Annotated in this window: 14 protein-coding genes and 1 other annotated feature; all 14 genes read right to left on the reverse strand. The window is 38.3% G+C overall.

All coding sequences use genetic code 11. The features are described 5' to 3' along the window. Positions 1 to 130 precede the first annotated feature (130 nt). Positions 131 to 421: a DUF1292 domain-containing protein gene (locus BAZO_RS11705; protein ID WP_003331743.1), complete on the reverse strand. Its 291-nt coding sequence runs from the start codon at positions 419 to 421 to the stop codon at positions 131 to 133. A 13-nt stretch (positions 422 to 434) separates the two neighbouring features. Then, complete coding sequence (gene ruvX / locus BAZO_RS11710; protein WP_003331744.1) at positions 435 to 851, reverse strand: Holliday junction resolvase RuvX; 417 nt, start codon at positions 849 to 851, stop codon at positions 435 to 437. Beyond that, on the reverse strand, positions 851 to 1,123 hold the full coding sequence (locus tag BAZO_RS11715) for an IreB family regulatory phosphoprotein (RefSeq protein ID WP_003331745.1): 273 nt from the start codon (positions 1,121 to 1,123) through the stop codon (positions 851 to 853). The genes ruvX and BAZO_RS11715 overlap by 1 nt, the downstream gene beginning before the upstream one ends. An 89-nt stretch (positions 1,124 to 1,212) precedes the next feature. Continuing rightward, the gene (gene alaS, locus BAZO_RS11720) at positions 1,213 to 3,849 is read right to left on the reverse strand and encodes an alanine--tRNA ligase (protein WP_003331746.1); all 2,637 of its coding nucleotides are present in this window, start codon (positions 3,847 to 3,849) and stop codon (positions 1,213 to 1,215) included. A gap of 71 nt (positions 3,850 to 3,920) precedes the next feature. Continuing rightward, positions 3,921 to 4,151, reverse strand: a binding site (T-box leader). Positions 4,152 to 4,216: 65 nt separating this feature from the next. Beyond that, positions 4,217 to 5,299, reverse strand: coding sequence for an AI-2E family transporter (locus tag BAZO_RS11725; protein ID WP_003331747.1), 1,083 nt, complete (start codon positions 5,297 to 5,299; stop codon positions 4,217 to 4,219). A gap of 193 nt (positions 5,300 to 5,492) precedes the next feature. Then, positions 5,493 to 5,630 (reverse strand): YrzQ family protein, encoded by a 138-nt coding sequence (locus BAZO_RS21760; protein WP_003331748.1) that lies wholly within the window; start codon positions 5,628 to 5,630, stop codon positions 5,493 to 5,495. Positions 5,631 to 5,656: 26 nt separating this feature from the next. Then, the gene (locus BAZO_RS11730) at positions 5,657 to 5,848 is read right to left on the reverse strand and encodes a hypothetical protein (RefSeq protein ID WP_003331749.1); all 192 of its coding nucleotides are present in this window, start codon (positions 5,846 to 5,848) and stop codon (positions 5,657 to 5,659) included. A 47-nt stretch (positions 5,849 to 5,895) separates the two neighbouring features. Further along, positions 5,896 to 6,390, reverse strand: a complete 495-nt coding sequence (locus BAZO_RS11735) for a PRC-barrel domain-containing protein (protein ID WP_003331750.1) — start codon at positions 6,388 to 6,390, stop codon at positions 5,896 to 5,898. Between the two features lie 78 nt (positions 6,391 to 6,468). Next, complete coding sequence (recD2, locus tag BAZO_RS11740; protein WP_003331751.1) at positions 6,469 to 8,814, reverse strand: SF1B family DNA helicase RecD2; 2,346 nt, start codon at positions 8,812 to 8,814, stop codon at positions 6,469 to 6,471. 12 nt (positions 8,815 to 8,826) lie between these two features. After that, positions 8,827 to 9,492: a tetratricopeptide repeat protein gene (locus BAZO_RS11745; protein WP_003331752.1), complete on the reverse strand. Its 666-nt coding sequence runs from the start codon at positions 9,490 to 9,492 to the stop codon at positions 8,827 to 8,829. 53 nt (positions 9,493 to 9,545) lie between these two features. Further along, entirely contained in the window at positions 9,546 to 10,664 is a 1,119-nt protein-coding gene (gene mnmA / locus BAZO_RS11750) for a tRNA 2-thiouridine(34) synthase MnmA (RefSeq protein WP_003331753.1), read from the reverse strand. 20 nt (positions 10,665 to 10,684) lie between these two features. Further along, the gene (locus tag BAZO_RS11755) at positions 10,685 to 11,836 is read right to left on the reverse strand and encodes a cysteine desulfurase family protein (RefSeq protein ID WP_039957471.1); all 1,152 of its coding nucleotides are present in this window, start codon (positions 11,834 to 11,836) and stop codon (positions 10,685 to 10,687) included. A gap of 116 nt (positions 11,837 to 11,952) precedes the next feature. Further along, a complete protein-coding gene (cymR, locus tag BAZO_RS11760; protein ID WP_003331756.1) occupies positions 11,953 to 12,372 on the reverse strand; it encodes a cysteine metabolism transcriptional regulator CymR in 420 nt (139 codons plus the stop codon). Positions 12,373 to 12,594: 222 nt separating this feature from the next. Then, entirely contained in the window at positions 12,595 to 13,239 is a 645-nt protein-coding gene (locus BAZO_RS11765; protein ID WP_003331757.1) for a YczE/YyaS/YitT family protein, read from the reverse strand. Positions 13,240 to 13,272 lie beyond the last annotated feature (33 nt).

The raw sequence follows: 13,272 nt of genomic DNA on the forward strand, positions 1-13,272 counted from the left end.
CTCTGTTTGGTGAGGATTAATCTTTGTTATCTATTATCAAACGGGCTGCGAACTCTGTTTGGTGAGGATTAATCGTTTTGGTGATCTAAAAAAGACGAACCAGTACAGGTCCGCCTTTTAAACTATATTATTATTCTTCGTCCTCTTCTTGTTCTGAGAAGGTGTTTAACATCTCTTCAACTATATCCCACTCTTCATCAGTTTCAATAGGGAATAAAGCAAGGTCTTCTTCATCTTCACCATCTTCGAAACGGAAGGCAAATACTTCAACTTCTTCGTCTTCGTCGCTAGCGCCGACAGGTTCTACTACCATATAGGATTTACCAGATTCTTCTACATCAAACGTAAATAAAACTTCAAATAGATGCTCTTCACCGTTTTCATCTGGAATAATAATTCGTTCTTTTTCTTCTTTAGCCATTAGTTTCCACTCCTTATTGTTTACTATCAAGGTATCCTTGCAAAATCATGACAGCTGCCATTTTATCTATTACTTTTTTTCGCTTTTTACGACTGACGTCACCACTTAGTAAGATCCGTTCAGCAGCCATAGTTGATAGTCTTTCATCCCAAAGAACTACCTCAATATGAAATTTCTTTTTCAAAAGTTCAGCAAATTCCAGGCAAGCTTCCCCACGCGGACCTACTGTTCCGTTCATATTTTTTGGAAAACCAACAACTATCTTTTCAGGATTATACTCATTAATAAATGTCTTAATCCGGTCAAGCCCATAATCATTTTGATCTGCATCTATTTTAATTGTTTCAATACCTTGTGCAGTCCATCCTAGTTCATCGCTGACAGCAACACCGATCGTTTTTGTACCTACATCTAAGCCAATCACTCTCATTAGTTTGTGCCTTCCCGATGAGTCTCTAAATAGGATTTCACTAATTCTTCAATTAATTCGTCTCTTTCAAGTTTGCGAATAATATTACGTGCATCCTTGTGGCGTGGGATATAGGCAGGGTCGCCTGAAAGTAAATAGCCTACTATTTGGTTAATCGGATTATAACCTTTTTCCTGTAAGGCTTCATATACTGTAAAAAGTACATCCTTCACATTTGTATCAATTGGCTCTTCTTGAAAATTAAATCGCATCGTATTATCCAGTGAGCTCATCATGACACCTCCGTTCTAGAAGTGAGTGAGAGATTAGACTCTCGCTCTTTTTCATGTTCATATATCCATTGTACACTATATTGAAGCATTTACGAAATAGATTTCATCCACTCTTCTGCATAATTTAAGGCATCTACTAGTTGTTCTGGATTTTTTCCACCGGCTTGGGCCATATCCGGACGGCCACCACCACCACCACCACAACGTGTCGCAACCTCTTTAATTAATTTTCCGGCATGATAGCCCTTTTCTATTAAATCCTTTGTTACTCCGGCTGTAAGATTCACTTTATCATCACTTACTGCTCCAAGGATAATCACCGCTGAACCTAATTTTCCTTTTAAGTCGTCTACCATTGTACGAAGGCTATTCATGTCTTTAACATTTACCTTCTTCGCAAGCAGTTTTACTCCGTTGATTTCTTTTACTTCATTCACAAGGTTAGATGATTCAATATTGCTTAATTTCGCAGACAATGATTCATTTTCACGCTCGAGCTGACGAAGTTCACCATGCAATGCCTCGACTCTAGCAGGCACATCTTTTAAATTCGTTTTTAATTTATTAGCAGCTTCTTTTAAGATATTGATTTGGTCATTCATTAATAGATATGCACCTTGTCCTGTAACGGCTTCGATACGACGAGTTCCTGCACCGATACCGGATTCAGAAACGATTTTAAATAAACCGATTTGCGCTGAATTCGATACGTGACAACCTCCGCAAAGCTCTAAACTGTAATCCCCGACCTTAACCACACGTACAACATCTCCATATTTTTCGCCAAATAGAGCCATTGCACCCATTTCTTTTGCTTCTTTTAAGGCTTTTTGAGAGATTTCCACATCAAGGCTATTCCAAATTTTATCGTTTACAATCGCTTCTACTTTATCCAGTTCCTCCGGCTTTACTTGTCCGAAATGAGAGAAGTCAAAACGCAAGCGATCCGGTGAGACTAATGAACCAGCCTGTGCAACATGGTTGCCAAGAACATCCTTTAACGCTTGGTGCAGCAAGTGTGTTGCCGTATGGTTTTTAATGATCGCATTACGCTTTACTTCATCAATTTTTGCTGTTACTTTCACGCCTTTAGTTAAGATGCCTTTTTCAACAACAACGGAATGAAGATGCTGCCCATTTGGTGCTTTTTGAACATCTTTAACACAAAGTGTCAGCCCGTCATTGACTAAATATCCTTGGTCAGCAATCTGACCACCAGATTCTGCATAGAACGGTGTCACATCCAGAATAATTTGGGCCTCATCACCTGTTTGAACATGTTCAATAAATTCATTGTTTTGTAAAACAACTTCAATCAGAGACTCTGCATCAACTTGGTCATAACCGATAAATTTACTTTCAATCTTAATATCTCCAAGTACACCACCTTGTACTTGCATGGAGCCTTCATCATGGCGTGCACTACGAGCTCTCTCGCGTTGTTTCTCCATTTGTACATTAAAGCCATCTTTGTCGATCGTCATGCCCTCTTCCTCGGCATACTCCTCTGTCAACTCATACGGGAAGCCATATGTATCATATAAACGGAAGGCATCTTCGCCAGGAATAACAGTACTTCCTTGGCTTTTGGCTTTTTTAATAACCTCGGAAAGAATAGCTAGACCCTCATGTAATGTTTCATGGAATCGCTCTTCTTCGTTTTTAATAACCTTTTGAATAAATTCAGTTTTTTCCTTTACCTCCGGATAAAAATCAACCATAATTTCTCCAACTACTGGTACAAGTTCAAACATAAATGGACGATTAATATTTATTTTCTTTGCATAACGAACAGCACGGCGCAGTAATCGACGTAATACGTAGCCACGGCCTTCGTTTGAAGGAAGGGCACCATCACCAACCGCAAAAGTTACTGTACGAATATGATCTGCAATAACTTTAAATGCCTCATCTTTTTCAGTGCTTTCATTATATTTTTGACCTGAAATTTCTTCGGTTGCCTGAATAATTGGCATAAAAAGGTCTGTATCAAAGTTGGTTGGAACCTCTTGCATGACAGAAGCTACACGCTCTAAGCCCATTCCCGTATCAATATTTTTCTTTGGAAGCGGCGTATAAGTATGGTCTGGGTTATGGTTAAATTCAGAGAAAACTAAGTTCCAGATTTCGAGGTATCTTTCATTTTCTCCACCTGGATATAACTCAGGGTCATTAGGGTCATTTCCAAATGCTTCGCCACGGTCATAGAAAATCTCCGTATTTGGACCACTTGGACCTTCCCCGATATCCCAGAAGTTTCCTTCAATGCGAATGATTCTTTCAGCAGGGATTCCAATATCGTTTAACCAATAATCATACGCTTCATTATCCTCGGGATGGATGGTTACTGATAGTTTTTCAGGCTCAAGTCCAAGCCACTTCTCACTCGTTAAAAATTCCCATGCAAATTCAATCGCTTCTTTTTTAAAATAATCGCCGATTGAGAAATTTCCAAGCATTTCAAAGAATGTATGATGTCGTGCAGTTTTCCCTACATTTTCAATGTCATTGGTACGAATGGACTTTTGGGCATTACAAATACGCGGATTCTCAGGAATAACACGTCCATCAAAGTATTTTTTTAATGTGGCAACCCCACTGTTAATCCATAATAATGATGGATCTTCATGCGGAATGAGGGAACGGCTTGGTTCCACAGCATGTCCTTTTTCCTTAAAGAAATCTAAGTACATTTGCCGAATTTGGGCAGCTGTTAATTTTTTCATTATTAAATCCTCCTAATTATGTAAAATTAATTTTTTATAAAGTTAAAAAAGCTCCCATCCCTACAGTAAACTGCAGGGACGAGAGCTATTATCCTCGCGGTACCACCCTGATTACGAAAATCCCTTCCATTCGGAGAATTTTCATCACCTTTCACTACCTTAACGCGGTAAACGGCTTAGCTTTAAATCCAAGCACTCAGGAGTAGCGTTCGATTACCCTTCATTTAGAGTTCCTTTCAGCCTAGGGAAACTCTTCTCTTTTAAATGGGCTATAATCTACTTCGTTCCGTCATCATTCGGTTATAATCAAAATAAAGTTAAACATTACTAACCCATTTTAGACAAATACTGCAATATTTGTCAAACGTTAATCGATAGTTTCTTGTGTTTGTTTTTCGAAGTTAAGTTTTAAATGAGTGACCATCACCCGCAAAATAGCGAGAACTGGGACAGCCAATATCAAACCGATAACTCCGCCTATCTCTTCGCCTGCGAGTAAAGCTAAAATGATCACAACGGGGTGCATACGAAGACTTTTTCCAACTATTAATGGAGATAGAATATTTCCTTCTAGGAATTGCAGAATACCAATAATAATAGCTACAATAATGACCATTTTTATAGATATTGTCGAGGCTACAATGATCGTTGGTACAGCCCCAATAATCGGTCCGAAATAAGGAATAATATTCGTCACCCCAATAATGCTTCCCAATAATAGCGGGTAACTCATATCTGCAATCCAAAGTGCCGCTGAGGCTACAACACCAATAATGATACAAACAAACAGCTGTCCCCTTATGTAATTACCAAGCGATTCATCAATGTCTTTTAACAACTCCATTCCTGCTCTTCTCCATTTCCTTGGTGTCATATACCATGCTGCTTTTTTAAATAAGCTTATATCTTTTAACAGATAAAATACAATTAACGGTATAAGGGCAATAAGTACAAGAGAATTGAGCAATCCTTTCAAAAATGTCATAATAGATGAAATGAATTGATTCACTGCAGTTTCAACACCGCTAATTCCTTGTTCAATACGTGTATGAATTTCTTCCGGAAAATTTTTCGTTTGAAAATCGATTTCTTCAATCCATGTACGGTATGTATTCATTAAATATGGAAGATTTTCACTTAAATCCTTTAATTGTTTAATTATTTGTGGGAACAGCTTATAAAGGCCAAAACCGATTCCTCCGAAAAATAACAAATAAATGCCTAAAATTGCAACTGTTCTAGGAATTCCCCGGTTATAAAGTCCTTCCACTATTGGAAGCAATAAATAGGTGATAAAACCCGAAATAAGAACTGGCATAAAAACGGTTAAAATGATCCGGTAAATGGGTTCCCAAATTGGAGTCAGCTTAAGAAATACGAAAATGCACAAAAAAACGATCAATAATGTAGCGGCCCGTATTAACCATTTATAACTCCGGGAAAATCCCATAACCACCCAACTCCATTTCTAATCAAATGCGCCTTGGCGTATTTGTGCCCAGATTTCTTCGAGCTTGCTCGAAAATCTACCTTTAAAAATCGCAAGGCTTGCCGGAGGCTTTAACTATATTCAGTAGTGCTTCTACTAAATATAGTTAAAAAGGCTGAGGATTTAGCCTCAGCCCTTACAAATCATTTATTTTTTAATAAATAGCCTTGGAAATACGTTTTCGCATTCTCTTCATTGTCCGGGCATTTATTATATTATTGTTCCCTTTACTCATACTATAAGCAGCTGCACCAATTCCTAAAGCTAGTAGCGATGTCATTGTTTTATTCATAAGAACCGTCACCCCTAGAAGAAAGTTTACATTTCTAATCGCAAATCCTCTTCCGAAAAAAGATCATCTAATGAACTGAGTGTACCGTCTTCTTCCACTTGATGGGTAAAGAAACGATCTTTGTTTACTGATAATTCAATAAAGCAGTTCCAGCAATAATATTGGTTCACACCGATCTTTCCAATATCTTTACTGGCACAATTAGGGCACTTCATCATAGGGTACTGTCACTCCTCTTTCCTTACAACATGTATGATTTTATTTCTTATCTATTTTCGTTTTCTTTTAGATCAACGATTACGACATTTTCACCGATAGTTAAAGGGTTTCTTGATTTAAAAATCTTTCGACCTTCCGTCATATCGGCAAAAAATCCATCTGTAACTTCATACCCTACAATGGTTCCCAATTCTTCTTTAAAATATACATCTTCTACCAATCCAAGCTTTTCACCTTCGCTTGTCACTAAAGGTTTACCAATGATTCGGTCTTGGCCGTTTTCAAGAAAATGCATTCCCATCAACTTTTGAGTCATACGCTCTTCTTCCGGTTCATTAGCTAACATGATCCCATCCGCTCCAAAAGAGAAAATCTGGGAAAGAGGTATGAGTTTGTTTTTTTTCAATAGCCCCTTTGTATCCATCATTAACCCGTTTACAGTGCCCATTTTATCGAAACAAAGATCCAATACTTTTCCAAGTTCCTTCCCAGAACTTATGTCATAAACTGGTAAGTCTTTAATCGACGAGAACGTTCGCATAAGGACCCCACCCCTCGAACATTCATACACTTGAGTCGACCGCACCACCTTAGTCAACTCATACTTATATTACGGAATTTACATAAAATCATACGGAGATAATGTTTCCATGTTTTCATTTCCGTGTTCTTGGACATCAGTTCCCTCAAACCGCTCTATAATTTTCTCCGCCAATGTCGTTTGTCTTAAACCTTCATCTTGGCGCAACACGCCATTTCTTAATGCATCCTCTTCCCCGCACAGAATCAAATAATCTTTACTACGAGTAACAGCTGTATAAATTAAATTTCTCCTTAGCATCCGATAATACCCTTTCACTATCGGCAAAATGACAATTGGAAATTCACTACCTTGTGATTTATGGATAGAGCAGCAATAGGCATGGGTAATATTATTCAGATCCTGTCTTGTATACAACACTTCGGTTCCTTCATAGCTGATAATGATTTGATCTTGCTTCTCTATATTTTCTTTGGCATAAATGATGCTCACAATTTCACCAATGTCCCCGTTAAATACATTATCATCGGGTTGATTCATAAGCTGCAATACTTTATCGCCGACACGGTAAACTATTTCACCGAACAAAAGCTCTCGTCGCCCATCAGCTTTTGGATTAAACAAATTTTGGAGCATTTTATTTAAAGCATCAATACCAGCTGAGCCTCTATACATTGGAGCAAGCACTTGAACATCCTTAGCCGTATATCCTTTTTTTAGTGCATTTGCACTAACCTGGCGAACGACATCCAACACTTGGTCTTGTTTACATTTAAAAAAGGCTCTGTCCACTTTAGGTTTGGCTATATCCTCAGGAATTACACCAACCTTCATACTGTGTGCTAAATCAATAATGGATGAGCCTTCAGATTGACGATAAATATCTGTTAAACGCACAACGTCAATCTTTTCAGTTCTAAGCAAATCCTTTAGCACCTGACCAGGGCCTACAGAAGGTAATTGATCCTCATCTCCAACAATGATTACCTGAATTTTCTGAGGCAACGCTTTAAATAGCTGATTAGCAAGCCACACATCAACCATCGAAAATTCATCGATAATGACAAGCTTTCCGTCAATTGGATTATCTTCATCATGACTGAAGCCTTCAGAGCCATTCCAACCAAGAAGACGATGAATGGTTACAGCCGGAAGACCCGTGGATTCCGTCATTCGTTTTGCCGCTCTGCCTGTCGGGGCGCAAAGGATAATAGGAAAGCCGTCATCCTTATCATAATCTTTAGGATTTAAGGAACAGCCGTGCAGCTCCGAATAGATTTCGACAATCCCTTTAATTACAGTCGTTTTTCCAGTGCCTGGACCTCCGGTTAAAATCATTAATGGAGAAGAAATAGCGGTCTGAATTGCTTTTTTCTGTGAAGGCGCATATTGGACCTTTAATCTTTCCTCCAAACCTCCGAGTGCCTTTAAAAATTCAGATTCAGGAAATTGTTCAGTAAACTCACTCTGTTCCGTAATTTTCTTTAAGCTTGTAACTAAGCCCTTTTCGGAAAAATAAAGCGATGGCAGATAAACTCTGTCCTCTTCAATGATAATTTTTCCTTCTTCACCAAGACCAATTATTTCCCGAGAAATGTCGATTTCCGAAACCTTGTTCCCTTTTGCTTTTTCGTTAATCAATTTATAAACTTGTAACAAAAAAGGCTCCAACTTTAAGTAAACATGACCCTCTTGTATAGATTGCTGGTTTAAAATATAGATACAGCCTGCTCGGATTCGGTCTGGATGATTACCAGATATACCAAGTGCCTGTCCTAATTCATCGGCTCTGGCAAAACCAATTCCTTCAACATCCTCAATCATTTTATAAGGATTATTTTGAATAATTTCGAGTGTATCTTCCTTATAGGTTTGATAAATTTTCATCGAAAGCTGTGGACCAAAGCCGTAATTTGATAGGGAAATCATGATTTGTTCTAGCCCTTGGTGATGCTTTAAAGTATCATAAAGCAATTTTGCTTTTTCCTCAGGCAATTTCGGTATCGTTGTCAAAACAGAAGGGTTTTCTAAAATTTTGGAAATAGCCCTTTCTCCTAATGTATCAACAATTTTTTTAGCTGTTTTTTTACCGATACCTACAAATAAATCACTGGAAAGGTATTGGATGATTCCATCCTTTGATTGAGGCAATTCCTTCCGAAATTGGTTGACTTGATATTGCAGCCCGTGTCTAGGGTGGTTGTGAAGGTTACCAAAAAATGTATAGACCTCATCTTCATGTATATATGGGAAATAACCAGCAACAACAACTTCTTTATCCTCATATTGCTCGTTCGTCTCGGTAATTCGAATTCTCGCAACTGAATATAATGTTTGTTCATTGTGAAAAATCATAACAATGACCTTTCCTTTTATATATTTCTTTTGTTCTTCCATTAAATCCATTGATTGCTGTTTTTCCATTGTTATTCCCCTTTAATGCTTACGAAAGAATTCCTCAACATTTTTCTTTCCGTTTGCAGCCAAGAAATGGTCCGGTTGAATGTTTAAAGCATTTTCAAACATCTCAAGTGCTTTTTCAGATTGATCTTTGAAAGCATAAGCAACGCCCAAGTTGTAATAGGCATCAGGATGCTCATCATTTAATTCGATTGTTTTTTCAAAATGAGGTATTGCTTCATCAACCATTTCCAGCAATGCCAAACATAAACCATATTGAAAATGGGCTTCTTCATCTAAATCATTCAATTCAATCGCTCTTTGGAAATATGGTAAGGCTAACTTTTCCTGACCCAGCTGGGCTAAACACATCGCGAGCATAAAATAAACATCTGCTTCCTGAAGCCCAAGCTTTACCGCTTGTTCAAAGTTATCCTTAGCTTTCACATAATCTTCCTGATTGTAGTATGTATTTCCTGCTCCAAAATACGCAGTTGCTAAAGAATCATCGATTTCAATAGCCTTATTAAAAAAGGCGATGGCGCGGACATTTTCCCCTACTGCTGCAAGTAAATTACCAAAATTTATATAGGCGATAGGATCATTGGGGTCTTGCTCAAGAATTTCATTAAAAATTCGGGCTGCTTCTTCATATTTTCCTTGCTGCATATATTGAATTCCTATGCTATTTTTATCTATCATTTTGTCTCCTCCTTCTAAAATTAAGAAGCAAGAGAACCATCTCTTGCTTCTTCCTACACGTATGTCAAACGTTCATTATTTTTATATACCGCATCAATGGTTGCCCCACCTAAGCATTCGTCACCATTATAAAAAACGACAGATTGCCCTGGTGTAATCGCCCTAACCGGTTCACCAAATATTACTCTAACTTTATCTTCTTCGATTATTTCCACTGTTACCGGGATATCCGGTTGACGGTAGCGGAATTTGGCTGTACAAACAAATGGTTCAGTTGGCTTTCGATCGCTCACCCAGCTTCCATTAACTGCGATGAGGGAATCGGAATATAGAGCATCGTTATGAAAGCCTTGTCCAACGTAAAGAACGTTTTCCTTTAAGTTTTTACCGATCGCAAACCATGGTTCCCCAGAGCCGCCAATTCCTAGACCATGCCTTTGGCCGATTGTATGATACATAAGGCCTTCATGAGTACCTTTAACTTCACCATCTAATGTCGTCATTTTCCCAGGCTGTGCCGGTAAGTAATTACTTAAAAATTCTTTGAAATTACGTTCACCAATAAAACAAATTCCAGTGCTATCCTTTTTAGTAGCTGTCGCTAAACCTGCTTCTGCTGCAATTTTGCGGACTTCAGATTTTGGCAGGTGCCCTAATGGAAACATAACTTTAGAAAGCTGTGCCTGACCTAATTGATTAAGAAAGTAGGTCTGATCTTTATTATCATCCACACCACGGAGCATTTTATATTCGCCATCACGGTATTCAACTTGTGCATAGTGACCTGTTGCTAAATAATCCGCACCTAATGTAAGGGCATGCTCTAGAAAAGCTTTAAATTTAATTTCTTTATTACACATTACGTCCGGATTTGGGGTACGCCCAGCTTTATATTCGTCTAAAAAATACGTAAACACCTTATCCCAATATTGTTTTTCAAAATTTACAGCATAATAGGGGATGTCAATTTGATTACAGACGCGAACAACATCATTAAAGTCTTCAGTAGCCGTACAAACACCATTTTCATCAGTGTCGTCCCAGTTTTTCATAAAAATGCCGATTACATCATAACCTTGTTGCTTCAATAGTAATGCCGCAACAGATGAATCAACACCACCAGACATGCCGACGACAACTCTTGTCTCAGCCGGAGTTTTAGGATTGTTCAACTTGGTCACCTCCTATCCTTTTATCGTTCTGTTATTTTTTTTACAATTTTCGTTATACTTAATGCCGCTTTTTCAATTTCGTCCAACGTATTTTCGAAACCAAAACTAAATCGAATTGAATTAGTAGTTCTGCTTGATTCATTCCCAAACATTGCCACGAGAACATGGGAAGGTTCAATCGACCCTGCTGTACATGCAGACCCGCTAGAGGCAGCAATACCTGCTAAATCAAGATTTACTAGCATTGATTCAACATTGGTTCCGGAAAATGAAATATTTAAGACATGGGGTAGAGAGGATTTTGCACCTTCTCCGTTGATTTCAAACTGAATTTTTTCTTGTTCGAAAATAGATGCCATCCGATGTTTAAATTGTTCATATTTCTCAATTTTCCCCTGTAATCCATCGTGGGCAAGACGTACAGCCTCTTTAAAGCCAGCAATTCCAGCTACATTTTCTGTTCCAGCACGGCGTTTCCGTTCCTGCTCCCCGCCATATTGGCGCGGAACAAATTTTATCCCATTTTTTGCATATAAAAATCCAATCCCTTTTGGACCTTTTATTTTATGAGCAGATACTGACATTAAATCTAAATGCAAATCTTTAACGTCAATTAGCTGCGTGCCATATGCTTGAACTGCATCAGAGTGGAATATTATAGGAGAATCAGAGAGCAATTCACCAATTTCCTTTATCGGTTGAATCGTTCCAACCTCATTATTCCCATACATGATAGATACTAATATCGTAGACTCTGTAATTGCCGCCTTTAATGCATCTAAATTAATTTCTCCAAATTCATTTACTGGCAAATAGGTAATCTCAAAGCCTTCTTTTTCTAGCTGATTGCAAGTGTGTAAAATAGCATGATGTTCAATCGAAGTTGTTATGATGTGATTTCCCTTTTCTTTATTTGCCATAGCGACCCCGAATAGTGCAGTATTATCAGCTTCAGTACCACCGCTTGTAAAAATAATTTCATTTTCTGATGCATTAATGGATTTAGCAATAAAAGCCCTTGCATCATCAATTATATGTCGCGCTTGTCTTCCAAAGGAATGAATACTTGATGGGTTTCCGAAAGTATTTACCATACAGTCCATCATCACCCGAGCCACCTCAGGGTGAGCTGGAGTTGTAGCTGCATGGTCTAAGTAAATTCGTTGTTGCATAATTTCACCTACCTAATCAAATACGCCTTGGCGTATTTGCACCCAGATTTTTTCGAGCTCGCTCGAAAAACTACCTTTGAAAATCTGAGGCATCCGCCGGAGGCTTAACTTTTAAGTTAAATGTAGAACATATAGGCATCTTGAGCGTTGTCGCCTTCATAATCTGCAAGATATTGAAGTGTTGTTGTATCTAGTACCTCTTTTACCGCATCTCTAATTTTTATCCATAATTCACGCTTTGCAGGCTCTTCATCCTCCAAAACTTCAACAGGACTAATTGGTCCCTCAAGAACTCGAATAATATCACCTGCTGTAATATTTTCGGCATCCCTTGCTAAAATATAACCACCATATGCCCCGCGGATACTTTTTACTAAACCAGCATTGCGTAAAGGGGCAATCAATTGCTCAAGATAATGCTCTGATAAATCATGGTCTTTTGCGATATTTTTAAGAGGAATAGGTCCCTCTCCTTGTTTTTTCGCCAACGCAATCATGATCGTCAGCCCGTAACGACCTTTTGTAGAAATTTTCACAGTTTTCACTCCTTATCAAATATGCCTCGGCATATTTGCGCCGGAGGCTTTAACTTCATTCAGCCTAAGATTGGAGCCCATTGAATTTATATACTAATCTGTATACCTCAAGTCATTTGTGCAATAGGGAAACTCTACAGAATGAAGTTATTTTACGACAATTTCCGACGCATCTTAGTCACCGCTATTATACCATGAAATGATTAAAAGTGCCTTTTGATGTTATAAGCTATTGTTTGGCACACGATCTTCGATAACCTCAACGGGTCTCTTCTTCAACCAATAATCTGTCATTTTTTGGCATTGCGGCAGGGCAAATCCGGCTATATGGCCGATTAATAAACTGAGGATGACGGTTCCAATACCGACCGGGCCACCTAACATCCAACCCACCGCCAAAACAGTAACCTCCATAATTAGTCGAACCCATTGTACCTTTATTCCTGTCCTTTGCATAAGGGCTAACATTAGACTATCTCTTGGACCAGTCCCAACATTTGCTGAAATATAAATAGCCATCCCATAAGCATTAAGGATGATTCCAATTAACAACATAATAAATTGACCGAGCATCGTTTCCGGTGTATCAAGCCATGGTATTAACATATACATGTCGATAAAAATTCCACATAAGAGCATATTTAAAAATGCACCTATTTTAGGGATAGCTTTTGACAAAATTGCGGAAGAACCAAGTACAAATACACCAACAATGATCGACCAGCTTCCTATCGTTAAACCAAACTGTTTATAAAGGCCGATATGAAGGACATCCCATGGGGCACTACCAAGATTAGCTACAATCACCAAAACAAGACCTAAGGTCATGATTAACAGCCCAATTAAGTAAACTAACCATTTTCTCATATAAATCCTTCTCTCCTAATCAAATGCACATTA

The sequence above is a fragment of the Schinkia azotoformans LMG 9581 genome (genome assembly GCF_000307855.1).
In the GTDB taxonomy this organism is placed as follows: domain Bacteria; phylum Bacillota; class Bacilli; order Bacillales; family Bacillaceae_J; genus Schinkia; species Schinkia azotoformans.

Coding starts and splice junctions, on each gene's coding strand:
- BAZO_RS11765 (WP_003331757.1), bottom strand. CDS start 13,239: ATGAGAAAATGGTTAGTTTACTTAATTGGGCTGTTAATCATGACCTTA.
- ruvX (WP_003331744.1), bottom strand. CDS start 851: ATGAGAGTGATTGGCTTAGATGTAGGTACAAAAACGATCGGTGTTGCT.
- recD2 (WP_003331751.1), bottom strand. CDS start 8,814: ATGGAAAAACAGCAATCAATGGATTTAATGGAAGAACAAAAGAAATAT.
- BAZO_RS21760 (WP_003331748.1), bottom strand. CDS start 5,630: ATGAATAAAACAATGACATCGCTACTAGCTTTAGGAATTGGTGCAGCT.
- BAZO_RS11730 (WP_003331749.1), bottom strand. CDS start 5,848: ATGATGAAGTGCCCTAATTGTGCCAGTAAAGATATTGGAAAGATCGGT.
- BAZO_RS11715 (WP_003331745.1), bottom strand. CDS start 1,123: ATGAGCTCACTGGATAATACGATGCGATTTAATTTTCAAGAAGAGCCA.
- BAZO_RS11725 (WP_003331747.1), bottom strand. CDS start 5,299: ATGGGATTTTCCCGGAGTTATAAATGGTTAATACGGGCCGCTACATTA.
- BAZO_RS11755 (WP_039957471.1), bottom strand. CDS start 11,836: ATGCAACAACGAATTTACTTAGACCATGCAGCTACAACTCCAGCTCAC.
- BAZO_RS11745 (WP_003331752.1), bottom strand. CDS start 9,492: ATGATAGATAAAAATAGCATAGGAATTCAATATATGCAGCAAGGAAAA.
- BAZO_RS11735 (WP_003331750.1), bottom strand. CDS start 6,390: ATGCGAACGTTCTCGTCGATTAAAGACTTACCAGTTTATGACATAAGT.
- BAZO_RS11705 (WP_003331743.1), bottom strand. CDS start 421: ATGGCTAAAGAAGAAAAAGAACGAATTATTATTCCAGATGAAAACGGT.
- alaS (WP_003331746.1), bottom strand. CDS start 3,849: ATGAAAAAATTAACAGCTGCCCAAATTCGGCAAATGTACTTAGATTTC.